This is a genomic window from Neorickettsia risticii str. Illinois, from assembly GCF_000022525.1.
In the GTDB taxonomy this organism is placed as follows: Bacteria; Pseudomonadota; Alphaproteobacteria; order Rickettsiales; family Anaplasmataceae; genus Neorickettsia; species Neorickettsia risticii.
Window position 1 is genome coordinate 287,509 of record NC_013009.1, and the last position, 25,985, is coordinate 313,493.

Consider the following 25,985-nt stretch of genomic DNA (forward strand, 5'->3'; position numbering starts at 1 on the left):
GGGATAGTACGTATCATTTGTTCTTAAATTTTTTGAATTTCTCTTGAATCAATGTGGGTTACTGGTGGGCGAGGGGGTATTTTTTAGGTTATTAATTTAGAGAAGGAGTTATTCGCGTAGCATGTGCAACTAGAATCCATATTGAAAGCGTTTATTTTTCCTTTGTGATCACTGTGGCAGGCAAATATAGTGGCAGTTGTTACACAGTAGCGTCGATATATGACTGTTTAATTTTGAAATTGCGCTTTTCCTGATATACATTTTAGAATCCACCTAACTTAATCCTTTGCATCGGATGATCAAGATTTCCCCCTCCTTGCTGTCAGCTGATTTTTTAAATCTACATTCTGACGTGAAACTGCTAGAAGAGTCAGGGGCCGACTCGATTCACATTGATGTGATGGATGGGCACTTTGTACCGAATTTCACTTTTGGACCTGTCATAATAGAGCAAATAAAGAGAATCACATCAATTCCTATTGAAGTACATTTAATGATCCTGAATGCTGAGCAGACTTTTCAGGACTATATCAATGCAGGAGCGGACACCATTTTTGTGCACAGTGAAGCATGTTTTCACTTGGATAGGATGGTGAATGCGATAAAAAGTCAGGGTGTCAAAGTAGGTGTTGCGTTAAATCCAGCTACCTCTGAGGAAGCGCTCAGATATCTATATAACTCGATAGATGCGGTTTTGATCATGACTGTGAATCCAGGCTTCGCATCTCAGACTTTTCTTACATCCCAGCTTGATAAAGTGGGTTTGGTACGACGTCGAATAGTTGAACTTGGTGTTTATGTAACCATTGCTGTCGATGGTGGAATAAATGCCGAAACAGCAAATCTTGTAGTCTCTGCTGGTGCCGAGACACTTATTACAGGATCGTATCTTTTTTCTAATAGAAAAAATCTTGGCGCTAAGATTGCATCATTACGTTCACTGGTGTGATTTTACCTGTGTTGGCTTTTATATGTCTTGATGATAAAACGTAGTTTCTACGCCAGTGCGCGCATGTTATTTGAGAACCGTGTTTTATTGTGGAGTTGCATGCTGGCAGAACGCGAAATATATTCAACGTGTAACTGTTTCACAGCTCTAAAAGTTTGGAGTATGTAACCCAGCTGGTGAAAGAGTGAAGATTTCGTATCCGGTTTGGGTTACTCCGATAGTGTGTTCGAATTGAGCTGACAGCGACAAATCCTTTGTTCTGACAGTCCATCCATCTCTCCGATCGAGTATTACATCAGCTCTACCAGCGTTTATCATTGGCTCGATAGTGAAAAACATTCCGGGTGCCATAATAAGAGCACTATTTTCATCTGATGCATAATGTACAATATTTGGGGGTGCGTGAAACGTTTGTCCTATACCATGTCCACAATACTGGTAGACTATTGAGTATTCGTATTGCGAGATGTGTGCGTTTATTGCATGACCAATTGCGTTAAATGGGATGCCTGGTTTAACCGCTGAAATGCCGGCCATCATCGCCTCATAAGTGGCTTTACACAGTCTCACTGCTTTGATAGAAGGTGTTCCAACGAAGTACATCCGACTTGTATCGCCGTGCCAGCCATTAAGAATAACTGTGACATCTATATTGAGTATATCTCCATCTTTTAGAGGTACGGCATCTGGGATGCCGTGACAGACAACATTATTCTTGGAGGTGCATATCGACTTTGGAAAGCCTTTGTAATGCAATGGCGCAGGAATAGCACCTGCAGCAACTATAAATTCGTGACATAAGCTGTTTAGTTCATCAGTTGTAACACCTGGTTTTACATAATCGGTAATGTAATCCAGTACTTCTGCGGCTAAGTGGCCAGCTTTTCTCATGGATTCAAAATCTTCCCCTGAGTGTACCTTTATTCCTGTAACCATAAACTTAGTAGATCTTTTCCCAATTGTGAGTTCTGTTAATTCATAATCATGTACCGAACTATTAACCTCTTTTTGCCATGCGACATAACTACACAACTGCGTGACCAGCTAATGTGTGATGCTAAACATTTTAGTTTCCTTACAAATCTCGATGTAATAGAACGTGCCACTTCAAAGAGGGGTACATAACTTCAAAAGAATATACCTAAATTTTTTCTGCGATGAAAATTCCAAGTCTGCAACCTAGACTTACAACTCTTGTGATGATGGAATGAAATGGTGCTTTTTTTGCCTCATTTGCCAATCCTATGTCTTTATGCTCAAGTTCTTCTTGGTGAAATTGGATAATCTTTTCTAAGAGTTGATGCTCATTTGGTTTAACCTTGGCGAGAAACTTTATTTGTTTTTGGTAATGTTTATCTATTGTGTCCTCAATTGCGGCGGTAAAAGACATTGCAACTTGGACGCCCGCCTTAGCACTTAGGTATCCCACCCCAAAAGCAACGCCTTTCCAAACTCCTAATAGAATAGTTGGCCTAGCCCTCAATTGAATAATTTGAGAATGAAAAAACTGTAGATGCTTTTGTTCGGTTTTCATCATCTCGTAAATCAATTCTCTTTTCTCTGGATTATTTTGAAGGCCACGCAATTGGCCTCTGTAAATATAGACAGCAGCTGATTCACCTGCATGGTTTACTCTCAATATTCTGTCAATTAGTGGATCGGCTTTCATTTTTAATACACACAAAAATTACTAAAAGTGCACTTCCTAGAGAATACAACAGATTTAAATAAGTCAAACGTATTCCAAGTAATTTTTGTGGATCATCACAACGTACTATTTCATTTGTGGCAATTTGTTCATACAGATTAGCAATGTTAAGTGTATCACGGTATGTGATTGCACAATTTTCTGCCATGGTGAAAATGTGCATCTCTATTCCTATGTGGTAGAGCGTTATCAGTGTGCCTGAAAGAAGGGATGCCACAGCAAAGTAGATGAGGAAGCGATTTCCATTTTCCGTTAAAAGAAGTCCGATTGCTATTATCGTACTAACAAAATAAGGCCATCTCTCATATATGCAAAGGGCACACGGATAATAATGAAATCCATATTGCAAGATTACAGCTAGGAACAGGGCCAGCAAAGAAGGTACAAGAAGCGTAACCGCGACCAATCTGGTTGAGGATAGGAGATGCTTATGCATTGCTCTAGTATACTATATACGTATTAATTTAAATATTAAACCAAAGTACTTATTAATTTGACAAAGAGTTGAATGATATACTCTTGTGGCACCTTAGGAGGTTAAGAAAATCAAGCGTTATGGTAGCATTGTGTAGGTAATTTTGCACCATAGTTATGGGTATAAAGCTCTGTGATACCTCGTGTCTGCTAGCTTACCTTATAATAAGCCCTGCTTAAACACATGTGTCTGCATGTCCAAACCCGGTTTACCACTAAAGAGCACTATTCAAATTTTAACGGCGTTATTCTTGTGTTTTGCGGAAAAAGAGTGCTTTCCACGGAACAAAAAGCACTTTCAAAGTTATACTGCCGTAGATTTTACGGGGAATATGTGGATCATCTGGTACTGTTGTGATCAATCTGAGTTATGTGTACTTCCCTTTTTATCAACGGAGAGAAAAATCATGATAAGCAGAATGTAATCATGAGGTAGGTATGCTATAATCCTTTAGTTTTTGGTGTTGTTTGCATGAGAGAGCTCTCATTACCCGTTGATAATTCTGAGTTTGATGCCTATGCACGGAAGATCTTAGCGATTCCGATACTGCAGGAGGAAGAGGAACGCGACCTTATAGATAGGTGGTTTCTTCATAGGGACATTTCAGCTGCTCAGAGGCTTGTTGAAGCCTATTTGAGGCTGGTAGTGAAGGTGACTGTGCGATTTAGGAATTATGGTTTTCCTCTTATGGATCTTGCTTCTGAGGGAAACATTGGTCTGATGAAGGCTATAAAAAATTTTAACCCGACGCTCGGGCATGGAATCGCTACTTATGCAATATGGTGGATAAAAGCTGCTATAAACGAGTATGTCATAAGGTCTTGGTCTATAGTGAAAATTGGTACGACAGCTGCTCAGCGTAAACTCTTCTTTAATTTGCGCAAGCTGAAGAATTCTGGTAGTGTTGCCGGCCTGGACGAGCACCAGGTGGTGGGGAAGATTTCAGAAATGCTTGAAGTGTCAAAAAATGATGTAGAGGAAATGGAAAGAATTCTAAATGTTCGGGATGTTTCTTTGAATATGCAGTTGGGCGAGGATGGTAGTTCAGAAGTTCACGATCTTATTCCTTTTCCAGAAGCAAATCAGGAGGCTGTTCTTTCAGAAACACGGGAGAGACAGATGAAAAATCGGTTACTTTATGAGGCGGTTGAATCACTTGAAGCGCGTCATAAAGAGATTTTTGTTGCTAGAAGCCTGAGTGCAGTTCCTAGGACGCTTAAAGAACTTGGTGAGAAGTTTTCTATTTCTCAAGAGAGGGTTAGACAGATACATGCTCGGGCGATGAAGAAAGTGGCGGAATATGTGGAAGAACATGGAAGAAAACTTGGGATAGTATAACCGAACATGACCTTGCGTTTATCTGTACCGTTAGAACAGAATCAGCGTCAGAGCTTGCTTTGTCCCAAAATAGCGGTTATCGGGGTCGGTGGGGCAGGTGGTAACGCGATTAATAATATGATTAACTCGGGCCTCCGTGGTGTTAAATTTATTGCTGCGAATACTGATGCACAAGCTCTTGAGCATTCTCTTGCTGATCTGAAGATTCAATTGGGTGCTAATCTTACAAAGGGGTTGGGAGCTGGATCCATACCTGAAATCGGCAGGCAAGCAGCAGAAGAGTCCATTAATGAGCTTGCTGAGGCCATAGAAGATACTGATATGCTATTTATCACTGCCGGTATGGGCGGTGGTACCGGTACGGGTGCAGCAACGGTGATAGCAAGATTGGCAATGGAGCGAAAAGTTCTGGTCGTGGCAGTTGTGACGAAACCTTTTTATTTTGAGGGTGCTCGCAGGGCTAAGGTGGCTGAGGTTGGGCTTGAAGCGTTAAGGAGGGTAGTGGATACCTATATAGTGATTAATAATCAAAATCTTTTCAGGATAGCGAATGAAAAAACAACGTTTGCGGATGCATTTAAAGAGGTTGATAAAATCCTCTATTTTCATGTGAGAGAAATAAGTAGCTTGATGGTTAATCCAGGGTACATTAACCTTGATTTTGCAGATGTCCGTTCAGTCATGAGCAAGATGGGCAAAGCTCTTATGGGGACGAGTGAGGCTTCGGGCGAGAATAGGGCAGTTAAAGCAGCTGAGAATTCTATAGCGAATCCGTTGTTGGATAATCTTTCTGTGCAAGATGCAAAAGGTATTTTGATTAATATTACTGGTGGTCCCGATATGACGCTTTTTGAGGTAGATGCAGCTGCAAATTGTGTCAGGGAGAAAGCTAGTGAAAATGTTAATATAATTTTTGGCTCTACTTGTTCGGAGTCCATGAGTAATGTTGTTAGGGTCTCTGTTGTTGCCACTGGAATTTCTCCAGATCATGGTGAATTGAGCGAGACAGCGGATCTAGATGAGGAAGGTTTTTCTGGGTGGAGAGAGGAAAAATCTGACGAGCAGAAAAAGATGGAGTTGCTCGAGATTCCGGCTTTTGTCCGCAGAGTAAAGAAGAAATCTTGATTTTTTCTTGTGCATTCTAATCGTGTTTTGTAGGGTTCGTTTTTGCGGTCTTGTCGAATGGCGCTCTCCTGGTTTACCGTGCTTATTTGTTTCGTTTTCTCTCTTGAAATAATTTCATTTTTTTCATAGTGTGTGCAATTTTCTAGTCTTTGTTAAGATGTCGCGGCCCAGACAGAAAACTCTTGCGTGGTATGTAGTGTTCTGACACACTTCTTCTTCGGGTTCAAATTATTATTTTTTTGTGTCCGGAGAGATTCCAGATGTACTTTTATTGGTTTTCGTAATGTGATCTTTTTGCTAATCTTACCCTTTGGGTTGAGTGTTTTTAGAGATGAAAGTAACAGTTTCTGGGCATGGTTTTGATTTAGGTTCCAGCTTATCTGAGTATATCACTGATCGGATTCTTTTCAGTGTGAAGAAGCATCTCACACAAGCTGCAGGTGCTCGTGTTTCGCTTTCTAAGGAGGGACGCTTCTTTCACGTAGATGTAATCGTAAATAGCCCTATATCGCTAATCAAAGCAAGTGGTGAGTCTCATGATCCGTATCTAGCCTTTGATAATGCTTTTTCAAAAATATTATTAAAGTTGCGTCGGTACAAAGATAGATTGAAGGAGCATAAATCGGAGGCCAAGTGCAGCATGAAATTTGCTCTACATCATCATGAGTATGAAACACAAGGGCCGAGGGCTATTCTTGTTAAGGAGGAGAAAATTCATCTTAGGCAGCTTTCTCTAGAGGAAGCCATAATGCATATGGACCTTATGGCACTGCCGGCTTTTGTTTTTATTAATCTTGAAACGAATAAGTTGAATATAATTCATAAAGAAGATAATTCAAAAGAGACTATCCTTCTTCTAGATACAAACCAAGAGTTTAAAGAGATAGATTGATACTTGGTGGCAAAGTAATTGATGATTTGGGTTACATACTGCTTGCTGGGGTGGTGACAGATGGATAGGTTCTTGTATATATTCTTTTTTCTGCTATAGATGAGGAGGTTAAAGACAAAAGTTAATGATAATTTTTGGCTCGGTTTTTGGGATGTTTGCTAAAGAAGGTAATATGTACCAGTGATGAGCACCTTATGTGTGAGGACGCTCTCCGGGGTGTCTTTTCCTGCGGTTCCACCTAGCCGGAAAGAGGGTAGGAGGTTCTGTGCGGGTTGCAGTGGGAAGCAGATAAAGCGAGGGTTCAATGCATGCGGTGCTGCTATCTATCGCAGATGTGTTAGGTCACTATGATGTTGCGCTGTTTTTTTCCAACACTCACAACAAATTGCTCCGGCAGGTCGATGCTGTGGGTAAGTATCTTTTTCTTATCTATTTTAACTGCACCTGACTCTATCAATCTTTTTGCTTGAGTTCTAGAGGAAGCGGCTTCGATCCGAATGACTACGTCGATTATATCTGAACCACGTGGAATAGCGATTTCTGGTAACTGAGACGGATCATTTTCTTCAAAGGCCTTGATTATACTTGCGCTGACCTCTTCTGCAATTGCGTTGCCATGACATATTCTGGTTGCCTCGGTGGCTAGTACCTTTTTTGACTCATTTATTTGAGCATCATCACACGCTGAAAGAGTTTTTATCTTATCGATTGGTAGCTCAGTAAAAAGTCGTAAGAACCTTTCCACATCCGAGTCTTCGGTATTGCGGAAATATTGCCAATAATCATGTGGCGAGTATAGATCTGCATCTAACCAGACAGCTCCTGCCTCAGTTTTGCCCATTTTTTTTCCTGAAGCGGTTGTGATCAATGGTACGGTCAAACCAAACATCTGTGTATTTCTCAATTTTCTTCCCAACTCTACACCATTGACTATGTTGCCCCACTGATCTCCTCCACCTATTTGTACGTTGCAGTTATACAGGCGGTTTAATTCAACGAAATCGTAAGCCTGAAGTATCATGTAATTGAATTCTAAAAAACTAAGATGAGATTCACGGTCTAAACGACTTTTCACACTATCAAAGGTGAGCATCCTATTTATAGAAAAGTGACGTCCCACGTTTCGGAGAAAATCTATGTATCTAATGTCTTCCAACCAGTCAGCATTATTAACGAACCGTACATTTCCTATGATGCGCTTCACGATTTTGCTGATGGTGCCAATATTCTTATTTATTTCTTCCCTGGAAAGTATTTTGCGGGATTTGTCTTTTCCAGATGGATCCCCTATGAGAGTAGTACCACCACCAAGTAGTATTATTACTTCATGTCCATAACTCTTTACCAAGCGCATCAGCATCAACGGTACTAGATGTCCCAGATGTATAGCAGATGCTGTGCAATCAAAACCTAAATAGAAGACAAGCTTCTCACCTGAATGTAAACGACGCTCCAATGCCTCTCTGTCTGTACACTGGAGGAAATAACCTCTCTCCTCAATTATTTTCAGCATGACCAAGAGAACTAAGCTTTTAACCGTGCTTCACCAAATACTGTTGGATTCCCAGGTTCTGAATTAAAGATAATTGCTGCTCCAACCACTCCAAGTGTTTTTCTTCGTCTTGTAGAAGAGATCTCATCAGAGCCGAACTCACAAAATCCTCGTTTTGCTCGAATTCCACGATTGACTTCTTGTACGAAGAAACAGCTTCCAGTTCGAGATCGCGGTCTTTTTCAAAAATTTTTTCTACACTTCTTGGACATGTGCCCATTTCTTTATAACCAACTCTCGGACTTCCTTTACAGGAAAATATTCTCTCGAGTAGTGCGTCGGCATGGTGCATCTCTCCAATAGAACGACTTCTCAAAGCCTCGGATAAATTAAGAAGACCCATATCCTTGAAAACTTTTGAGTGAATAAAATACTGATTTATTGCTAACAATTCACGCTCTAAAGCGTCATTTAGCCTCTCCACCGAAGAAAAAGTTGTCATTGGGCACCCGGATGATGATATTAGGGGCAATTGTAGTAGAAAAGTCTAAATCTTTCTAGTCCACTAGTACTTGAAGGTGGGGTAAAAAGATACGTTTATAGTCAGGACAATAACTTTCTATACTAATCCATAGCCTGCTTACTAATACACAACTGGTGCAAAAGCAACCGTCCAAAACATCGAAACAGACCGATTTCAGAGAAACTTAACTAAAGCCTGATCTAGAAATCACACCCTTTGTTCTGACTGTTGTGTGGAGGACAACGGGATATCTGGCCAGACGTCAACCGTAAGTGGCGTTGGTTGCTCGGCAAGAGTGAACATTAGTGCCTCTGATACGGTGGAGACAGGAATGATCTTCACAGCGTTTCTGACCGATTTTGGAATGTTTTCCAAATCCTTTTCATTGCTAGCTGGTATAAGGACAGTTTTTATACCACCACGCACAGCCGCTAGAAGTTTTTCCTTCAGACCCCCAATTTCCATTACTTTTCCTCTGAGACTAACTTCTCCGGTCATTGCAACATTTGAGCACACTGGTATTCCAGTCATCACTGAGACGATAGAAGTGCATATCGCAACCCCTGCAGATGGGCCGTCCTTTGAAGTTGCACCCTCAGGTACATGAACGTGCACGTCTTTGCCTTTGAAGAACTTCGATGTGAAACCAAACTTATTACAATTTGAGCAGACAAAGCTGTAGGCTGCCTGAACAGACTCTTGCATTACTTCTCCAAGCTTTCCTGTAGAACGAACCTCGCCCTTTCCTGGGAGCAAGACTGCCTCTATCATAATTAAATCCCCGCCGGTTTGTGTATAGGCAAGACCCGTGGTCATACCTACTAAATTTTCCGGTTCTGCAGTACCGAAGGTATATTTTTCCACGCCGGCATACTTCTTCAGATTTTTAACTGAAACTTCTATAGATTTGACACCAGACTGCACACCTAACTTCTTGACAGCTTTTCTCATCAAGTTTGCCAGCTCTCTCTTCAGATTTCGTACCCCACTTTCACGAGTATAACGACGTATGAGTAATTTCAGTGCTTCCTTGGAAATGCTCCACTCGCTTTTTTTCAGACCGTGTTCCTTTTGTAGTTTCCCGATGAGATAGTGTTCCGCGATCTGTAATTTTTCTTCTTCTGAATAGGCTTCCAGACGTATTATTTCTAACCGATCCAACAATGCAGGAATCATATTTAAGCTGTTTGCAGTTGCAACGAACATGACATCACTTAAATCGTATTCAACTTCCAAGTAGTGATCTACAAAATGTGCGTTCTGTTCTGGATCGAGTACTTCTAGAAGTGCAAAAGCAGGATCGCTTCTGAAATCCGAAGACATCTTATCTATTTCATCAAGAAGGAAGACAGGATTAGATAATTTTGCCTTTTTCATATGCTGAATTATCTTTCCTGGCATTGCACCTATGTAAGTTCTTCTATGACCTTTAATTTCAGATTCATCTTTTATTCCACCAAGTGACATCCTCACGAACGGTCTGCCAGTGGCTTCTGCTATTGCGCTAGCAAGGGAGGTCTTTCCAACGCCTGGAGGACCAAGTAAACATAGTATGGAGCCCTTAAACGATTTCGTACGGTTTTGCACAGCCAAGTATTCAATAATCCGCTCTTTGACCTTTTCTATGCCGTAATGACTTGCCTTTAGAATCCGTTCTGATGCCGCAATATCCGTAATCATCTTGCCCTTCTTTTTCCAAGGAAGGGAAATGATCCAGTCTATGTAATTACGAACGACAGTTGCTTCAGCAGACATGGGTACCATGTTCTTGAGCTTTTTCAGTTCTTTTGAAACTTTTTCTTTTGCTTCTGTAGAGAGTTTACTATTTCCTATTTTTTTCTCTAGATCGACGAGTTCATCATATTCTTCGCCTTCTTTGTCGTATAGTTCCTTGGTAATTGCTTTCAGTTGCTCATTAAGTAGGTATACCTTATGCGATTTCTTAATTTGACTCTCTGTTTTTTCCTTAATCTGCTGTTTTACCTGCAATACTCCAAGCTCTTTTTCCAGGAGTGCATGGACTTTTTTTATTCTCTCTAAGAGGTCTACAGTTTCGAGTATTTCTTGTTTTACACTAAGCTTGAGGTTTATACTTGCAGTCACCAAGTCTGCTATTCTGCTCGTGGAATCTATTTGCGAGAGGAGTCCAATGATTTCATCTGGAATTGTCTCGCTCAACTTGACGCACTTTTCGAAATTCTGAACGACTGCCCTTCGATACGCCTCTATGTCCACGTTGTCGCCTTCCTCTTCCTCTATTGGAAGTACGTCAGCTTCGAGTACTTCCTCGCTTTTTCTGAAATTCACAGCGCGTGCACGACACTCAACGATTACCATAAGCTTGACACCGCCATCCTGGAGATTGATCTTTGGTTCAGCGATCTTTGCTATGACACCTACCTCATACAAATCCTTACCTTCCGGAATTTCCTTTTTTGGATTTTTCTGTGCAACCAAGAGCATCCTTCCAGTATTTTCAGATGTCTCCGCCAGTGCCTTATCCATTGCCTGTATAGACCCCTTCCTTCCTATAAATATTGGAAGGTAATCACCGGGAAAGAAGATAACCTCCCTAAGAGGTAGAACCGGTAAATTTAGGTGTGCCGACCCCGCTTCAAAGTTAGAATTGTCTTCATCATGTTCTTGCTTTGACTCTGTGTCACGATTATTCAGCTCTTCTTCTGACATAAAAAATGCATTTCCTTACGTGATATATGGGTGCTAGAATTTTGTATTCAAGCTCACAGACGGTCATTATACAAATTAATTCCCGCAATACCAACTTTTTGCCTAGTTTCTCTCAGTTTCGATATATTTGCTTTTGCAGTGCCTCCTAGTGCAAAGACGTCAATTTTTCTTGTAAAAGCTTGGTATTTAAGAAATTTTGTTGCTCCCATTGCCTTAAAGTTAGTTTTCTTGCTATGAAAAACTGGTGAGAAAAGTGCTGCATCAAAACCAGCTGCTTGTATTTTGAGGTTTTGTTTTACACTGTGCGATGCACAACTTATAAACCACCGCTTTTTTAAGTACCGCCACTTTCTCATCTTGCTGAAACTTGACTCTCTCACGTGTAGTCCTGATGCACGCGTTGCAAGTGCAGTAAAAGGATCGCCAGCAACGAGAAAAATCAAACGCAACTTCCTACATATTCTTGAAAGCCAGTGTGCCAAGTTTTTCCTTTGCAAATGTTCGTAACACCGCAACACAACGAGACTTTCCAGAGGTAGTTGTTTCAAGACAAATACAATTTCAGACGGGGAAGATATCACATCGATCACGAACAACCATCTAAAAAGGTGGGCGTAGCGCTTGAAGAACATCAAAATGGTTTTGTCACCGCCAGTATAACAACTGCGATAAACGCAATTGTGACTCCCTCATTCGCGAACTTAAAAAACGTGCTCGAGTATCTATTACACCCTCTACTAAAGGCAACGGAACATCGCCAAAAGAATATGTGCAAAGACACTAATACAGCTACGAAAAGTAGTTTTAGATGTAGCCATGCACTCAGAATGTGACCTGTATCGACTGCTAACAGCAATCCAAGGGCAATACTTACCACCATAGCAGGTGTCATAATGTAGCAGAGCAGACGTCTCTCCATCACGCGGAAAACAGAATCGGTTTCAGTGCCAACATCCACTTCGGCGTGATAGACCATGATCCTGGGTAGGTAAAAAAGGCCCGCCATCCACATTGTTACAACAATGATATGAAATGCCTCCACCCAATCGGTGCCAATACTCATACGACTTTAAACGCTATAGTATTTGATAAATTCAATCGGTACAGGATGTTTTGATAACTCCCTGGAGTCATCACTTAGGAGCTTTATATAGGTATCAAGCTGACCATTCGTGAACACACCACCTTCTGTCAGAAATTGCCTATCAGTGTCGAGTGCGAGGAGTGCCTCTTCTAAAGATCTAGATAGAGAAACCTTTGAGGGCTTTTCGACTTCTACAGCGGTTTCCGGTAGGATTTTCTCCCGTATCCCTGCTATACCTGCCATAATTAAAGCAGCAGTTCCAATATAGGGATTAGTACCCGCATCAGGAAATCTAACCTCTATTCTCTTCCCGGAAAAATTGCCTTTCCTGCAGTGTGGAATCCTCACTGCTGCCAGACGATTTTCAGGCGAATAATCGAGCCCGCAAGATGCATTATGGATATCTGCGAGGCGCTTATAGCTATTGGTAAGCGGGTTCAAAATGGCGTTTAGCGCTTTCCTATGCTTTATGATTCCACCAATGTAGTATTTACACAACTGTGAAATCTCCTCTCTTGGATCTTGCGGCACGAACAAATTTTGCTCATTCTCCCAGAGCGATATGTGTAAGTGCATCCCACTGCCGTTGTAGTCCTTGAATGGCTTAGGCATGAAAGTAGCCGACTTTCCATAAGAACTAGCAACGTTGCGTGTAACGTACTTACATTTTTGCATATTGTCAGAAGTCTCCAAAGCTTCTCCGTGGTGGAAGCCTATTCTGCACTGTGACGATGCAGCCTCGTGATGGTGTAGCAACGGTTTTATTTTTACCTCTCTGAGCGTTTCTAGAATCTCTGCCCTTATGTCATTTAGAGAATCCGAGGGTTGACTTGCCAGATAGCAGTTTCTGCTGCCTTCTCTGTGAGCGTGATTATTATATTCATACCGTCTGCCAGAGTTATAGATTCCTTCTGATGAATCTAGCTCAAAAAAAGCTCCGTTTTCTTTGACGGCAAACCTAGCATCATCCAGTACGAAAAACTCCATCTCGAGACCAAAGAATGCCTTTTCAGCTATTCCGGTGCTGCGTAAAAATTCCACAGCTCTCTTTGTTGTTGCGCGTGGACTATGCTCATAAGAATCACTTCCACGTGGTTCCACGATGTCACAAATAAGGCATAATGTCGGCTGTGCAGCGAATGGATCTAAGAAAGAACTGCACGAGTCAAGATCCGGTACGAGCACTACATCGGATCTATCTATGTCATGCCTGCCTTGAATCAACGAGCTGTCGAACGAAATGCCATGCGTGAGAGCATCTGTGGTGATACTATCGCTATGACGCGTGATGTGTAAAAACTTCCCGGTGATCGAGGTAAATCTGAAATCAATAAGCCTAATCTCGTTTTTGGCCACGAACTCGAGTATAGAGGCAGCTCTGTTATTTGTCACTTGTGTAGCAAAAAAACCAAGGGTAATTGTATTCTTCGTTCATTGATTGTGCAATCTGTTTTAGGGTTTCTTCTAAGCTGCTTTTTTGCATGAGAAAAGTATCTGACTAATAAGGTAGGTAATCCTACTTACCGAAATTGTCTTTACCTTGCTTGGGTAAATCTGTATTCTATGCGATTGGTTCTTTAGAGCTGATAATTTTTAACAGTGGCTCAAGAGTCCAGTTTGCACTTTCCGTTCGAGTGATATGAAATGTCCATTTTGCGGTAACCAAGATACTAACGTTAGAGACTCACGTTCTGTCAATAAAGGTACCTTCATAAAAAGAAGGCGCTTCTGTGGCGAATGTGGTGCTAAGTTTACCACTTTTGAGACTATACAACTTAAAGAAATAAAGGTTATTAAAAAGAACGGTAGTTGTGAAAGTTTCGACAGAGAAAAGGCGATGCGTTCGGTGGAAATCGCGTTACGCAAAAGACCTGTGACCCGGGAAAGGGTAGATGAACTAATGAATTGTGTCATTTATAAGATTGAACGCATTCATGATGCAAAGATTACAGCAAAGGTCATTGGGGAGCTGATTATGGAAGAGCTTGCTATTCTGGATAAAGTTGCTTTTATTCGGTTTGCGTCGGTATACATGAACTTTGAAAACGAAAAGGATTTTATTCAGTTGATAGGTAGTCTCACTTCCTAGCAACGTCTCTCTCAGTTCTTATAAAGTGATTGTGATGATGGTTGCTTTTTCCCCGTCTATCTAAGAATAAATACCTTTATTGTAAAGAATTTTAGCAAGTATAAGTATTTTTAGATTGTTCCGGACATCTTTTTAACATAGGTTGTATGCGAGGAATAGAATTCCGTACCTACCGGTAAAATGATGATACGCTTTCTCATGTTTGCTAAATCTGATGGTTTGTTTTTGGTCGGGGCATTAGTCTTTCTCTTTGCAGTTTAAGATCACTAATTTTTATTTCTCTGCTAATTCCAACATGAATCTCGATTTTACAGTGTTTTGCCAAGAGTTTCTTATTAATCTTCGATGAGCGCTTGTTATTGTTAAAAACCTTTTTGCTCTTGTTATTCCAACATAAGCTAAACGACGTTCCTCCTCAATTTGTTCAGTACTAAAGAGAGACCTTGCATGTGGAAACGTTCCATCCTCCCAACCTGGGAGGAATACTTGCTCAAATTCCAGTCCTTTAGAAGCATGTAGTGTCATCACGTTGACAGCATCAGTGTTATTTATTTGTGCATCACTTTCTGTCAAAAGTGACACGTGTTGTAGGAAGTCTGTAGCATCATCGAATTCTTGGATCACTCTGAAAAGCTCATCAACGTTTTCAATTCTCGTTTCGTCTTGCTCTCTTAATGCTGATATATATCCGGATTCCAGTGTGATCTTTTTCAGCAAGTCGTGCAAACTGTGATTGAGAGATTCTTCCTGCCATTTTCTAACTTGTTTTACAAATGTCAGAAGCGCTGTACTTTTAAGTTTTTCGTTTTCCTCAAGTTTTCTGGCTGCTTCAAACATCGAGCAACCTTCCTCAAGTGAGTAGTTATATATCTTGTTCAGGGATGCCTGTCCGAGGCCCCTTTTTGGTGTGTTTATTATTCTTTCGAAGGCTAAATTGTCATTTGGATTCACAACGAGCCTTAAGTAAGCGATAACATCTCTTATTTCTTTTCTCTCATAGAATTTCAGTCCTCCAACGACGCGGTAGGGGACGTTTTCGTGAATAGCTGCTTCCTCAAAGGCTCTAGTCTGAAAGCCTGCCCTAACAAGGATGGCCGTATCGCTGTAGCGACACACTAATTTTCTTTCCTTTATCATTCTGATGATAGCTCTTGCTTCCTGTTCACTATCCATGTAGGTGAAAATTTGTATTTCCTCGCCGCCAGGGTATGCTGTCCATAGCTTCTTTGTGAGTCTGGACTGATTATTTTTTATGACATTGTGCGCGGCAGTAAGTATTTTGTTCGTCGAGCGATAATTTTGCTCCAGCTTGATGACTTTTGCTCCTTCAAAATCTTTTGCGAACCTCAGTATGTTACCTACTTCTGCACCACGCCACCCATAAATTGATTGATCATCATCCCCAACGCAGCAGATATTTGAGTGCTTCTGCGCTAATAGCCTCAACCATAGGTATTGGCATAAATTTGTATCTTGATACTCATCTACCATGATGTATCTAAATTTCTCTTTGTATTTTTCCAAAGTTTCTGCGTCCTTATTGAAAAGAGTAACGTTGTGCATGAGTAAATCTCCGAAGTCCATGCTATTGTTTTCCTTGAGTTTTTCTTGGTAAGCATCATACACAGAGAGTGCTTGTTTCTCGAACCATGTGTTTGCTGCATTATTAAACCTTACCCTACTTGGTGTGAAGGCCTTATCTTTCCATGCGGAGATCACGCTTAAGTACTTTTTAAGCAGTGCTTTATCTGCTTCGATTTTTTTTTTCTTGGGCGACTTTCTGAAGCATTCTGACTTGGTCGTCCACATCTAATATTGTGAAGTCCGGTTTAAAGCCAAGTTTATCTGCTTCGATTCTTAGGATCTTCGCTGCTGCTGCGTGAAATGTTCCAATCCAGTGAAATTTCATTTCCCCTACAATCTCATTAACACGCTGGATCATTTCATTTGCAGCCTTATTTGCGAAGGTCACAGCCATAATCTGATTCGGATGTGCATACCCTGACTTAATCAGGTGGGCTATCCTATGCACTAATGTCTTTGTTTTACCTGTTCCCGCACCAGCAAGTATCAAGACGGGACCGTTTACAGTTTCCACGGCAAGTCTTTGCTCATCGTTCAGATTCATAATTGTTGATCGTGCAAGGTGCCCAGATCGTACCACATAATTTTTCTCTTCTACATGTTGTTCAAGCACTGTTGCACTTTGTTTGCTGAGTTGTTTCTTCAAATGTGCTGTCACTCTGAATTATGTCTTAAGAGTACGCAAGCTGGAAATTTAGACCGCTTACTAAGTAATTTTGTTTCAGGTAGGTAGAAAGAAAAATGTTAAAGCGAGGTTCATTAACTACTATGGATTTTTTTGTCGTTATCTTCGTGTTAGAAACATCTCTCTACTTTCATGTTCCATAGTATGGTAGGGCGGTTATTGGGCATATGCAAATGGCTGCTGAGTTTGAGTGATAAGATCGAGGTCTTGCAAATTTGACAGAGGACTTACCTTTTTGTGGTCTATATCAGTATGGATACTATCATGTTGGTCGCATGACCTTTGGAAACGCCCTAAGAAAATTCTCCATTAGTTTTGTCGACAATTCCTCGCTTTCGATGCGTCTAAGTTTACTTATGTATTTGAGTACGTGCACGACGTGCGAGGGATAGTTTGTTTTGCCTCTTAACGGGACAGGAGAAAGATACGGTGCGTCGGTTTCTATAAGCATTCTATCCAGGGGTACTTCAACGGCTATTTTTTGTACTTCTGTTGCATTTTTAAATGTTACTATCCCAGAAAATGACACGTACCAAGAATTTCTTATCGCTGCTTCGAAAAGTTCTCTGGATGAGGCGAAACTATGGAGGATTACTGATGTTCTACTGTTGCTCAACTCAGTTTCCAGTATACGTGCTGTATCAGTTTCAGCATTTCTCGAATGCACTACTAGTGGCAAGTTTGATTCCAATGCCGCTCTTATATGCTCTCTAAACGATTCCTGTTGAGCTTTCTTTGCAGTGTACTCGTAATGGTAATCTAATCCTGTTTCGCCTATGCTTATCACCTTTTCGTGTGTTGCCAATGATATGAGTGTTTCTTTTAGAGATTCACATTGTGCGACGTGATTTGGGTGTACGCCTACGGAGCAGTAGACATTGGAGAATTGCTCGGAAAGTGAAAGCAGATCTTCAACCTCGCTTAACTTGGTCGCGATATTATTTAAGATTCCTACACCGTTTCTTTTTGCTTCTTCCACAATATCTTTTATTGCTTCTTTTTTGTAGAAAAGAAGATGACAATGCGAATCAAAAATCATTTGGCAATCTGATTTAGGAAATGGATCCAAAAATTTTAGGCATCACGACAGGAAGAGTAGAGACGCGGGCAGGAGAAGATACATAGGCAAAACCATCCACAAAATGCACAGCAAACCGGATTGTGAACAAGGTAGAAGATGTAGAAAGAAAGCAACAACGAGCAACGGATACTATCTCATAACACACCGCGGGGCGAATCTGCACCCAACACAACTGAAACAAGGTAACATATCAGAAATATGCGGAAGCAGAACGCAAACTCGGAAAACAATTAATCTCTTTGACTCTCAGCGTACTTTTGAGCAAAATTTATAGGTGCAAGCATCAAAGGTGGAAAACCTGCATCAGTTGTTGCCGTGGCTATAATTCTCCTTGCAAACGGAAAGAGCAACGTAGGTGCTTCGACAAGTAGTGTCTGCCTCAGTTGTTCCTGAGTGAGATTCTTTATCGTAAAGACACCGCAGTACTTCAACTTACAAACGAACGCAACCCGTGTTTCATCTGGAGAGTCTTTATCTTTTATGCGTGCTTCAGTTTTTAAATCAAGAACCACTTCATATATACTGTTCCTCTCATCTATTGCTCTGCTGTCTATATTGCACTGCACATCCACTTCCGGAGGATTTTTCATGATGCTAAACACCTCCGGAGAGTTAGGCGTGTCTAGAGCTATTGACTTCATGAATTGACCTTCAGGTCGTGCCAATGGGAGGTTTTCTTCGTTTTCGGATTGTACTTCATCATTGGTGATTTCGTCTTTGTTGGGCATTTTTGTATTCTTTACAAATATAAGCGATACTGTAGATGTAGCTTAGAGTAAGTGTGGCGTTTTGTCCACCTTTCCATTTTTTGGGTTAGTAGTGCTATTTTTCAGGTGACTGTTTTTGCTGGTTTATGGAGTTAGTATTATACGCGATATTAGTTTTTTTTATCTTTAACAGGCTTTATGCGTCTTTTGGTAGGGTATCTGTTGAACGCGAGCTGGGTTTTAAGGCTGCGGAAGTAAAAGAAATTCTTGAAAAGAAGGTCAGGGCCATTGATCAATTTACTTACGTTGCTCCAAGTGATCTTCAAGAGATCGTGTCTGCGAAAAAAGAGATTGAATCTTTATGGAAACAGGATTTTTCGACAGATCGGTTTATGGAAGGTGCTGAGCGCGCTTTTGAAATGTTCACCAAGGCTTTTACCGATTGCGATCTAAAGGTTTTATCAAAGTTGCTTTCCAAGAAAGCCTTTAGTGTTGTCTCGGAGAAAGTAGCACAGCGCAAGATCCGAGGTAATACTCTTGAAAGAACTTTGGTTGCTTTGCGGTCGAAGAATTTGATTAAGCTTGACGTAATAAAAGGTGTTTTGTATGCGACCGTACGGTTCGTTTCCGAGCAGATTAATGTTGTACGCGATGATGCTGGTCGCATACTGTCTGGGGACCACGACACAATAGAAGTGATAGAGGATAAATGGGTATTTGAAAGGTCGTTAAGGTCGCCCAATAATAGCTGGGTCGTATGCGAGTTTTCCTAGATCATAATCAGGTTATTCATTCGTTTTGCTACTAGGGTGTTTTGGCTTGATTTTCGTTTGGTAGTCTGATCTGCTCTGTTTCTGCGGTGACTTTTTTGTTGCAGGAAAGGAGAGGGTGCTTGTTGCATACAATTTTATCGTTTGTGCGTCTTGGGTGTTTTACAAGGAGGAATCAACTTGTTGAAGTTAACTTTCTTTTACAAAGTTTAAAGACGCGTTCCTCTCTTGAAGCTAGTTCATTTCTGCCATACAAGAAAGCTTGCAGAGTTGCTCGGGGTTAAGTTCCTCTATTCTCATTGTGGGACTGGCTCCTGCGTGCGCTAATGCAAAATGTAGTGCTTCAGAGTCTTTGAAAACTCTTGATAGGCTTTTTTTGATCATTTTTCTTCGCTGAGAAAAACCTTCTGTCAGGATCTTTTCTAAAACAGGTTTGTTTCTTGGCCATTTCTTTTCTAGCGGTGTAAGCTTCAGAACGGTAGATGTTACTTTTGGTGGTGGCGTGAAAACTTCTGGTGCAAGTGTAAATTGTGACTCCACTTTACATTCTAGCTGCACTAGAACAGATAAAGTGCCATAGCTTTTGCTTTTAGGCTGTGCACAAATACGGTCTGCCACTTCTTTTTGGAACATTAGCACCATTTCTCGAATGTGCTCTAGCTCGTTCATCCATCCCAGCAAAAGATGCGTAGCAATGTTGTATGGCAAATTTGCAATTATTGTGACCTTTTCTTGTTTGTACAAACTGCTTAGTCGAATGAGTAAAGCGTCACCTATGGTGTATTTGTAATTTTGATATTGTGCCATGAGGGAAGACAGTGATTCTGAAAATCTTTTATCTTTCTCGACTGACATAAGCGAAGCTGGTTCTCTCAGAAGTATGGCGGCAGACAATGTGCCTGATCCAGCACCTATTTCGAAAATGTGTTTGCCCTTTACTGATGTTACTGTGTCGATTATTTTGTCAAGCACTTCCCTGTCGTAGATAAAGTGTTGTCCAAGTAGTTTGTTATATCGTTGCACCTTTTACTTTTTCTGATGAATAAGTTCGTCATTCAAATATAGCCCTAGTACTTTGTCCGAAGCAAAACCCGATTCCTGTTTGCTTACCCATTTATTTTGCACAAATTTACTTCCTACTTGTCGTATAACTTGATGTGTAACTTCAACTTTTTTGGGATAGGTCAGGCATCATTTTCGGATAAATATGCAATTCTATTAAAGATGCAACTTAACACTTGCAAATTTTTATATAAATCATTCTAGTTTGAGGATTTATATTATTTTCTGCTATTATCTTGCAGTCGATTATGCCAGACTACATTGCAAATACCATCTTTTTCACTGTACAGCGGCCTCTACTTAATTCTAAGCATTGTTTTTTGTGTTGTAATCTTTTCTTTATCACGCGAGGCAGTTGAAGCGTCCAGGGTACAGGTTGTTATGGATGGGTACGCAGCAAAAATGGAAGCTCTTGTCAATCAATCCACAGAGTGGGCGTATCAAAAAATCACAGACCTTTGCAATAGAATAATTAATACTGAATTGGTGGAAAGGGAAATTGCAGATTTCAATCAAAAGAATGAGAAGATATATGCCTACTGGTTCAAAGATGATGACGCGGAAAAGGTGACCGATCAAGTTGGAAGTAATTTGTTTCCCGCCGTTTCAATAGGTAGATCGCTGCTCCAAAGAGATTTTGCTTCTTCGAGGGGGGAACCAGTGTTGCCGATCACAGTCGTTGTTAAAAGCCCTAAAAATACTGGGCGGTTGCTGTTTTACTTATCACTTAATGATCTGTTTGCAGCAATGGAAGATTTAGTGAGAGGAGATCCATACATGCAAATAGCCATCTTAAAGGAAAATAATGAAGTATTACTTTCTGTTAATCTTGATAGGAAGGTTGAGTTTTACGATTTAAAAAATAAAAGATTTTCTAGTTTTCTCAATCTAATAAAAGGAAAATATTCGTATGGGTTTATAAGAGCGAACGAGGTGGCTCCGATTAAAATATGCTATTTTTATAGGGGTGATGTAAACATGTTCTCGATCATAAATTTTGTCGATTTTGCCCTTTTATTTTTTGCTTGGTTATGCCTCTCGTTCTGCTGTTGCGTTTTTGTTTGGAAGGAGACCTCAAAATTATTGAATAGCGTCGCAGGCAAAGGTGCGGTATACCATTTCTATATACGTGAATTCTGTGAAGTGTATGCTGGGATAAATTTTCTTTCAGGAGAAGTGGAAAGAAATAAGAGTAAAGTAGTCCAGTTTACGAGTGAAAACAATAAGTTGAAAGAGTTAAACAACATCTATGCTTTTGAAAGGGCGAATATGAATGCAACCATAGACGAGTTAGCAGCGGAAAAGGAGATTTTGCTTATAGATAAGATGGTATCAGAGGAGAAAATAGATTATCTAAAGCGAAAAGTGAAGGAAAATGAAAAGTAGATACACAGATGGTATCAAAAAGAACAAGCTGAACTTTGTTATCAGGTATCCGAGAAGATTTTTCTTAGTTTTCATTTTAATGTTACTGCAGTTTCTATGCGGTGCTCCAATTGTTTTGGAATTCAATTCGATAGATCTGTTAGGCGTTTACGAAATTAAAGGACTTTTCTACGCATTTGGGATTATCATATTTTTTCTCCTCACCTACAACTTAAAAAAGCTTCACTTAGTACTTGCAGCAGCGGAATTTCAAAATATGTTCTACTCGAATGCTGCAAAGGCACTGACAGAATTTTACTTGATCATCACCAATAATGGCGAGGTAGTATACAGGGATGAGAGAACGAAGGTGAAAAATCTTCAATCTCTTTTAGGAGAGAAGTACGAAAAGTTTATTTCTGATATCAGGGAAGGGGTGTTGTATCACCGTTTTTCTTGCGATGGGCAGGTGATAGAAATTATTCCAATGATTCGTCCAAAGGGGTATTTCATTGTTGCGGCTAGGAGAGTTGGTGAAAGAGAAATTTACGATGTACTTCTGCGAGAGGCAGGGGTTTCCTTATACAGCGTCAAAGGTGATTCATTACAATACAGGGGTGCTCGCTATTTCGAAGAGGTAAGTTATAAAAAAACTTTTCTTGAGGATGAGCTTTACAGACTAACGGAAGTTTTTTTAACAGAACAAAACCGTAAAGGCCTCTTCCTGCAAAACTACAGAAGGTGTCTCAATGACACACATTATGGAGTGTTAGTACCAAAGTTGAAAGAAATTAGAGAGCTAGCGGACAATGCATCCATTGGGATTGTTTTGATGAGCAATGATTTAGAGATAATTAGCGCGAATGATGCTTTTTTTGACATATTCGAGAAGGGAGACCAGATAAAGCAGTTTCTTCGTGATAAATTGAGTGATTTAAAGCGTGGAGATGGGCCGTCTATATTTAACTTCTCCACGGAGAGCGGTGATAGTGCACGACTTTACCTTTCAAATTATGGTATCCTTAATGCAGGTTTTCTTGTTGATCTAAGCGAGTTAAGTGACTTGCAGAAAAAATTTCAGCATTCTCAGAAGATAGTTTCTTTAGGTGAGTTAAGTGGTGGCATAGCTCACGACTTTAATAACATTCTTACCGCGATAATGGGCTTTGCAGAGATTCTACTTGAAGACGTTCGACTAGAAAGTAAGCACTACTATAACATTGCTCAGATAAGGTATAGCGCAAAAAAAGGTAGAGACTTGGTAAAGAAAATTTTGGCTTTTTCTCGAAAACAAACTCTGCATCCCGAGGTTCTGAGTATGGCAGAAGTTGTGAAAAGTATGAGGCAGTTTGTAGAAAGGCTCGTTCCAGAAAATATCAAGCTGACTTTTGTCATTAGGTCAGGTCTGAAAAATGTAAGAGTCGACAGGACAGAGATAGAGCAAAGTCTTATCAATTTAATAGTCAATGCACGTGATGCAATAGAAGCGTGTGGGGAAATCACTGTTGAAATTGCAGAAACTTTCGTAAACAAAAAATATGTTGTTCTTATTGGTACTCAAAATGAGGAGGTTGTTTTAAAAGGAGAGTACATAAGCCTCACAGTTCGTGATAACGGTTGTGGAATGAACAAAGAGATACTATCCAAAATTTTTGATCCTTTCTTTTCAACAAAAAGTGTAGACAAGGGAACAGGTTTAGGTCTCTCTACTGTTTATGGCATAATGAAACAGATGAAGGGTTACATAAATGTCGAGAGCACCGAAGGCCAGGGTTCCGTTTTTACACTTTTGATACCAGTTTCCTATGAAGATATCAGTAACGATGCAAAAAAGGTTGATGAAGATTTAGTTCCTTCAGAGAAAAGCAAAGGTGCAAAGATACTGCTAGTTGAAGATGAAAAAATTGTCAGGAATTTTTTAGTGAAAGCTTTAACTCGACAGGGTTTTAGTGTCGTCGAGTACGAAAGTAGTAAGTCAGCTCTTGAAAAATTTGAAGAAGAAAAAGATACGGCTGTCCTACTAATTACAGATGTCGTAATGCCAGGTATGGATGGTCCGGAAATGGTCAAGGAGATGAGAAAGCAGAAAGCGGATCTCAAAGTTCTTTTCATGTCTGGTTACACACGTGACAAGTTACATCTAGACAGTAAGAATCGTGATGAAATTTTTATAGCAAAGCCTTTTGGGATTAATGAGTTAATTTCTAAGGTCATAAGCCTAACTGAAGATAGGGGTCAGAGTGCATGAAAAATAAAGCAAGAGTATCCGAGTACTATTTACCCCTTATGAAAAATGTGTCGGGTGAGGTTAAGTTGCGCTCGCACAAATATTCATTGCGTGCTGGGCTTGTAAAGCAGTGTGGGGCTGGTCTATATAGTTGGCTGCCTTTGGGTCTCAAGGTGCTAAAAAATATCGAAAGTATAATCAGGCAAGAGCTTGATTCTATGGGAATGCATGAGATGCTAATGCCCTGCATTCAATTGGCTAAGCTCTGGGAGGAATCAGGAAGGTATTCGGACTATGGTAGAGAGCTGTTGAAGTTTAAGGATAGACATGACAACGAGCTTCTGTTTGGTCCGACAAACGAAGAAGTCATTACAGCAATAGTTAGAGATGATCTTGCGAGCTATAAGCAGTTGCCTAAGATTCTTTACCACATTCAGTGGAAGTTTAGGGATGAAATTAGGCCAAGATTTGGCCTCATGCGTGCTCGTGAGTTTCTCATGAAGGATGCCTACAGTTTTGATGTAGATCAGCAATCTGCTAGAATTTCTTATAACAAAGTCTATCAGTCCTATTTGCGTATTTTTAAGCGACTTGGGCTCAATCCAATCCCTTGTAGAGCAAATGCTGGAGTTATAGGCGGCAGTCTGAATCACGAATTCCATATTACTACGACTGAAGGAGGAGAGGGTAAGATTTTTTATCCGGAGGAGATAGGAGAGCTTGTAGATGAATTTTGCAAAATTGATCCTTCCGATGAACATGCAGTATCTGTCATGACAGCGAAATTACAGGAGCTGTCTTGTTTCACCGAGGAATGTAACAGCTCTAGTATAGAAGATGACAACAGAATCTGCGCAGCGCAAGGAATAGAGGTTGGGCATATTTTCCTATTTGGGGAGAAGTATTCTGCTCCTATGCAGGCGCGCTTCTCGGATAGAGATGGAATGAAGAAGAATTTTTACATGGGATCCTACGGTATTGGAATTTCGAGACTACTTGCTGCGATAATTGAAGTGTATTCGGATGATAAAGGTATTATTTGGCCGGAGTCCATCGCGCCATTTAAGGTTGGGCTTATTAATTTGCATGAGGAATCTTGTGGTCTTGCTGAGGAGATTTTTTCCAAATTGGACAGCGTCATCTATGATGATACGACTGATAGTCAGGGTGTGAAGTTTGCCAGGATGGACTTAATTGGAGTGCCTTTCCAAATAATTGTCGGTAAGAATGCTATCATCGATGGGACAGTTGAGCTAAAATGCCGCCTTGACTCGAAAAGAGAAAGCTGCAATTTTAACGAGCTTATTTCGGGTTTTAGGTATACATGATCGTGCATATTTGTGGGAGACAATCTTGTGAGTACATCTGAAGGAGAACAATTACGGCTTTTGCAAGTACGTGTCCAGGTGCTGCAGGAGGAGAATGAGTACCTAAAGAGAAAGATCGCCGCAAAAGAAATCATATTACCGTTTCTTTTTTCTTTTTTGGCTGCTGCTATTGGTTTCTTTGTAAAAGTTGGTGTTCCAGTAATATCACGAGAGTGGTTCTCTGATCAAAATGAATTGGCAGCAAGGGTGGTGATGTATGTATTTGCTCTGTGTATAGTATTTCCGATTCTTGGTTGCGTAATTAGCAATAGTGTAAGGAATGTAAGAGTCCTAAAGGCTGTGAATCTGTCAAGATATGAGGAAACAGAGCCACAGCAAGGAGAAGGGAACGCGGTGCAAAGGTGGTGGAGGAATTTTACAAGTCCTGACAATCTTGTTGTGAACCTGTGTTATTACTCTATTTCTCTTCTAACTGCAGGCTTTTTTTGTTTCGTTCAATATGTTGCAATCAGAGGAATAAGAGAACTTTTCTCTGATATTGAACAGCACAGAACAGAAATTGTCGTCGGTATTTCGATTGTTGTTGGTATAGCGACCGCAGCCTTGGGCATCATTTTTTCCATTGCGCTTCAGAACCTACTTTATCATAGACAGGCAGAATTTTTTCCATCTGCATGTTTTTATGTGGAGAAAGTTAAGAGTGTTGAAGCGCAAAATGATTCTCTGGCTATGTAAGAAGAGTATCGTGCGTGAAAATTTTCTATAGTCTGAATCTCGCTAGATGTTGCATATGTTGTCCCTTGTTTTTAATAT

The 25,985-nt window shown here is 40.5% G+C and carries 22 protein-coding genes and 1 pseudogene; 10 read left to right on the forward strand and 13 right to left on the reverse strand.

What is annotated here, in order from left to right:
- Positions 1 to 295: 295 nt before the first annotated feature.
- The gene (gene rpe / locus NRI_RS01445; protein ID WP_015816206.1) at positions 296 to 949 is read left to right on the forward strand and encodes a ribulose-phosphate 3-epimerase; all 654 of its coding nucleotides are present in this window, start codon (positions 296 to 298) and stop codon (positions 947 to 949) included.
- Between the two features lie 147 nt (positions 950 to 1,096).
- Here the strand turns inward: rpe and map are convergent, their stop codons facing one another.
- The 3 genes from map to NRI_RS04070 form a co-directional block, all read right to left on the reverse strand.
- Positions 1,097 to 1,885 (reverse strand): type I methionyl aminopeptidase, encoded by a 789-nt coding sequence (gene map, locus NRI_RS01450; RefSeq protein WP_015816208.1) that lies wholly within the window; start codon positions 1,883 to 1,885, stop codon positions 1,097 to 1,099.
- A 205-nt stretch (positions 1,886 to 2,090) separates the two neighbouring features.
- Positions 2,091 to 2,618: a demethoxyubiquinone hydroxylase family protein gene (locus NRI_RS01455; protein WP_015816207.1), complete on the reverse strand. Its 528-nt coding sequence runs from the start codon at positions 2,616 to 2,618 to the stop codon at positions 2,091 to 2,093.
- The gene (locus NRI_RS04070; protein ID WP_049751169.1) at positions 2,596 to 3,093 is read right to left on the reverse strand and encodes a disulfide bond formation protein B; all 498 of its coding nucleotides are present in this window, start codon (positions 3,091 to 3,093) and stop codon (positions 2,596 to 2,598) included. Before NRI_RS04070 ends, NRI_RS01455 begins: the two co-directional genes overlap by 23 nt.
- A 510-nt stretch (positions 3,094 to 3,603) precedes the next feature.
- Here NRI_RS04070 and NRI_RS01465 point away from each other — a divergent pair.
- From NRI_RS01465 to hpf, 3 genes are all read left to right on the forward strand, one after another.
- The gene (locus NRI_RS01465; protein WP_015816220.1) at positions 3,604 to 4,470 is read left to right on the forward strand and encodes an RNA polymerase factor sigma-32; all 867 of its coding nucleotides are present in this window, start codon (positions 3,604 to 3,606) and stop codon (positions 4,468 to 4,470) included.
- A 6-nt stretch (positions 4,471 to 4,476) separates the two neighbouring features.
- Positions 4,477 to 5,595, forward strand: coding sequence for a cell division protein FtsZ (gene ftsZ / locus NRI_RS01470; protein ID WP_015816221.1), 1,119 nt, complete (start codon positions 4,477 to 4,479; stop codon positions 5,593 to 5,595).
- A gap of 331 nt (positions 5,596 to 5,926) precedes the next feature.
- Positions 5,927 to 6,487, forward strand: a complete 561-nt coding sequence (gene hpf / locus NRI_RS01475) for a ribosome hibernation-promoting factor, HPF/YfiA family (RefSeq protein WP_015816222.1) — start codon at positions 5,927 to 5,929, stop codon at positions 6,485 to 6,487.
- Positions 6,488 to 6,824: 337 nt separating this feature from the next.
- On the opposite strand, the gene tyrS is transcribed toward hpf, so the two are convergent.
- From tyrS to glnA, 6 genes are all read right to left on the reverse strand, one after another.
- Complete coding sequence (gene tyrS / locus NRI_RS01480; RefSeq protein WP_015816223.1) at positions 6,825 to 8,000, reverse strand: tyrosine--tRNA ligase; 1,176 nt, start codon at positions 7,998 to 8,000, stop codon at positions 6,825 to 6,827.
- Between the two features lie 19 nt (positions 8,001 to 8,019).
- The gene (gene bfr, locus NRI_RS01485) at positions 8,020 to 8,481 is read right to left on the reverse strand and encodes a bacterioferritin (protein ID WP_015816224.1); all 462 of its coding nucleotides are present in this window, start codon (positions 8,479 to 8,481) and stop codon (positions 8,020 to 8,022) included.
- Positions 8,482 to 8,709: 228 nt separating this feature from the next.
- The gene (gene lon, locus NRI_RS01490; protein WP_015816225.1) at positions 8,710 to 11,190 is read right to left on the reverse strand and encodes an endopeptidase La; all 2,481 of its coding nucleotides are present in this window, start codon (positions 11,188 to 11,190) and stop codon (positions 8,710 to 8,712) included.
- A gap of 53 nt (positions 11,191 to 11,243) precedes the next feature.
- Positions 11,244 to 11,771, reverse strand: coding sequence for a thiamine phosphate synthase (locus NRI_RS01495; RefSeq protein WP_238523027.1), 528 nt, complete (start codon positions 11,769 to 11,771; stop codon positions 11,244 to 11,246).
- 50 nt (positions 11,772 to 11,821) lie between these two features.
- Complete coding sequence (gene hemJ / locus NRI_RS01500; protein ID WP_015816227.1) at positions 11,822 to 12,253, reverse strand: protoporphyrinogen oxidase HemJ; 432 nt, start codon at positions 12,251 to 12,253, stop codon at positions 11,822 to 11,824.
- Between the two features lie 6 nt (positions 12,254 to 12,259).
- Positions 12,260 to 13,666: a type I glutamate--ammonia ligase gene (gene glnA, locus NRI_RS01505; protein WP_041351440.1), complete on the reverse strand. Its 1,407-nt coding sequence runs from the start codon at positions 13,664 to 13,666 to the stop codon at positions 12,260 to 12,262.
- A 247-nt stretch (positions 13,667 to 13,913) separates the two neighbouring features.
- Here glnA and nrdR point away from each other — a divergent pair, with 247 nt between their 5' ends.
- Positions 13,914 to 14,363, forward strand: a complete 450-nt coding sequence (nrdR, locus tag NRI_RS01510) for a transcriptional regulator NrdR (RefSeq protein WP_015816229.1) — start codon at positions 13,914 to 13,916, stop codon at positions 14,361 to 14,363.
- A 273-nt stretch (positions 14,364 to 14,636) separates the two neighbouring features.
- Here nrdR and NRI_RS01515 read toward each other — a convergent pair.
- From NRI_RS01515 to secB, 3 genes and pseudogenes are all read right to left on the reverse strand, one after another.
- Positions 14,637 to 16,491, reverse strand: a pseudogene (locus NRI_RS01515) (ATP-dependent helicase).
- Positions 16,492 to 16,894: 403 nt separating this feature from the next.
- Positions 16,895 to 17,671: a TatD family hydrolase gene (locus NRI_RS01520; protein WP_015816231.1), complete on the reverse strand. Its 777-nt coding sequence runs from the start codon at positions 17,669 to 17,671 to the stop codon at positions 16,895 to 16,897.
- A gap of 272 nt (positions 17,672 to 17,943) precedes the next feature.
- Entirely contained in the window at positions 17,944 to 18,441 is a 498-nt protein-coding gene (gene secB / locus NRI_RS01525; RefSeq protein WP_015816210.1) for a protein-export chaperone SecB, read from the reverse strand.
- A gap of 125 nt (positions 18,442 to 18,566) precedes the next feature.
- Here secB and NRI_RS01530 point away from each other — a divergent pair, with 125 nt between their 5' ends.
- Positions 18,567 to 19,193: a Tim44/TimA family putative adaptor protein gene (locus tag NRI_RS01530; protein ID WP_015816234.1), complete on the forward strand. Its 627-nt coding sequence runs from the start codon at positions 18,567 to 18,569 to the stop codon at positions 19,191 to 19,193.
- A gap of 231 nt (positions 19,194 to 19,424) precedes the next feature.
- Here NRI_RS01530 and rsmA read toward each other — a convergent pair whose 3' ends face one another.
- Positions 19,425 to 20,213, reverse strand: coding sequence for a 16S rRNA (adenine(1518)-N(6)/adenine(1519)-N(6))-dimethyltransferase RsmA (rsmA, locus tag NRI_RS01535; RefSeq protein ID WP_015816235.1), 789 nt, complete (start codon positions 20,211 to 20,213; stop codon positions 19,425 to 19,427).
- Between the two features lie 300 nt (positions 20,214 to 20,513).
- Here rsmA and NRI_RS01540 point away from each other — a divergent pair, with 300 nt between their 5' ends.
- Genes NRI_RS01540 through NRI_RS01555 form a run of 4 tightly spaced genes read left to right on the forward strand, consistent with a single transcriptional unit; the run spans position 20,514 to position 25,907 of the window.
- Positions 20,514 to 21,638 carry a hypothetical protein gene (locus tag NRI_RS01540; protein ID WP_015816236.1) on the forward strand — a complete coding sequence of 375 codons (1,125 nt, stop codon included), beginning with the start codon at positions 20,514 to 20,516 and terminating at the stop codon, positions 21,636 to 21,638.
- On the forward strand, positions 21,628 to 23,865 hold the full coding sequence (locus tag NRI_RS01545) for an ATP-binding protein (RefSeq protein ID WP_015816237.1): 2,238 nt from the start codon (positions 21,628 to 21,630) through the stop codon (positions 23,863 to 23,865). Before NRI_RS01540 ends, NRI_RS01545 begins: the two co-directional genes overlap by 11 nt.
- Positions 23,862 to 25,172 (forward strand): proline--tRNA ligase, encoded by a 1,311-nt coding sequence (gene proS / locus NRI_RS01550; protein WP_015816238.1) that lies wholly within the window; start codon positions 23,862 to 23,864, stop codon positions 25,170 to 25,172. The genes NRI_RS01545 and proS overlap by 4 nt, the downstream gene beginning before the upstream one ends.
- Positions 25,173 to 25,199: 27 nt before the next feature.
- Complete coding sequence (locus tag NRI_RS01555) at positions 25,200 to 25,907, forward strand: hypothetical protein (RefSeq protein WP_015816239.1); 708 nt, start codon at positions 25,200 to 25,202, stop codon at positions 25,905 to 25,907.
- Positions 25,908 to 25,985: the final 78 nt, after the last annotated feature.

What these genes read in the sequence shown, in the direction of transcription:
- rpe (WP_015816206.1), top strand. Translation starts at nt 296, where the DNA reads ATGATCAAGATTTCCCCCTCCTTGCTGTCAGCTGATTTTTTAAATCTA.
- map (WP_015816208.1), bottom strand. Translation starts at nt 1,885, where the DNA reads ATGGTTACAGGAATAAAGGTACACTCAGGGGAAGATTTTGAATCCATG.
- NRI_RS01455 (WP_015816207.1), bottom strand. Translation starts at nt 2,618, where the DNA reads ATGAAAGCCGATCCACTAATTGACAGAATATTGAGAGTAAACCATGCA.
- NRI_RS04070 (WP_049751169.1), bottom strand. Translation starts at nt 3,093, where the DNA reads ATGCATAAGCATCTCCTATCCTCAACCAGATTGGTCGCGGTTACGCTT.
- NRI_RS01465 (WP_015816220.1), top strand. Translation starts at nt 3,604, where the DNA reads ATGAGAGAGCTCTCATTACCCGTTGATAATTCTGAGTTTGATGCCTAT.
- ftsZ (WP_015816221.1), top strand. Translation starts at nt 4,477, where the DNA reads ATGACCTTGCGTTTATCTGTACCGTTAGAACAGAATCAGCGTCAGAGC.
- hpf (WP_015816222.1), top strand. Translation starts at nt 5,927, where the DNA reads ATGAAAGTAACAGTTTCTGGGCATGGTTTTGATTTAGGTTCCAGCTTA.
- tyrS (WP_015816223.1), bottom strand. Translation starts at nt 8,000, where the DNA reads ATGCTGAAAATAATTGAGGAGAGAGGTTATTTCCTCCAGTGTACAGAC.
- bfr (WP_015816224.1), bottom strand. Translation starts at nt 8,481, where the DNA reads ATGACAACTTTTTCTTCGGTGGAGAGGCTAAATGACGCTTTAGAGCGT.
- lon (WP_015816225.1), bottom strand. Translation starts at nt 11,190, where the DNA reads ATGTCAGAAGAAGAGCTGAATAATCGTGACACAGAGTCAAAGCAAGAA.
- hemJ (WP_015816227.1), bottom strand. Translation starts at nt 12,253, where the DNA reads ATGAGTATTGGCACCGATTGGGTGGAGGCATTTCATATCATTGTTGTA.
- nrdR (WP_015816229.1), top strand. Translation starts at nt 13,914, where the DNA reads ATGAAATGTCCATTTTGCGGTAACCAAGATACTAACGTTAGAGACTCA.
- NRI_RS01520 (WP_015816231.1), bottom strand. Translation starts at nt 17,671, where the DNA reads ATGATTTTTGATTCGCATTGTCATCTTCTTTTCTACAAAAAAGAAGCA.
- secB (WP_015816210.1), bottom strand. Translation starts at nt 18,441, where the DNA reads ATGCCCAACAAAGACGAAATCACCAATGATGAAGTACAATCCGAAAAC.
- NRI_RS01530 (WP_015816234.1), top strand. Translation starts at nt 18,567, where the DNA reads ATGGAGTTAGTATTATACGCGATATTAGTTTTTTTTATCTTTAACAGG.
- NRI_RS01545 (WP_015816237.1), top strand. Translation starts at nt 21,628, where the DNA reads ATGAAAAGTAGATACACAGATGGTATCAAAAAGAACAAGCTGAACTTT.
- proS (WP_015816238.1), top strand. Translation starts at nt 23,862, where the DNA reads ATGAAAAATAAAGCAAGAGTATCCGAGTACTATTTACCCCTTATGAAA.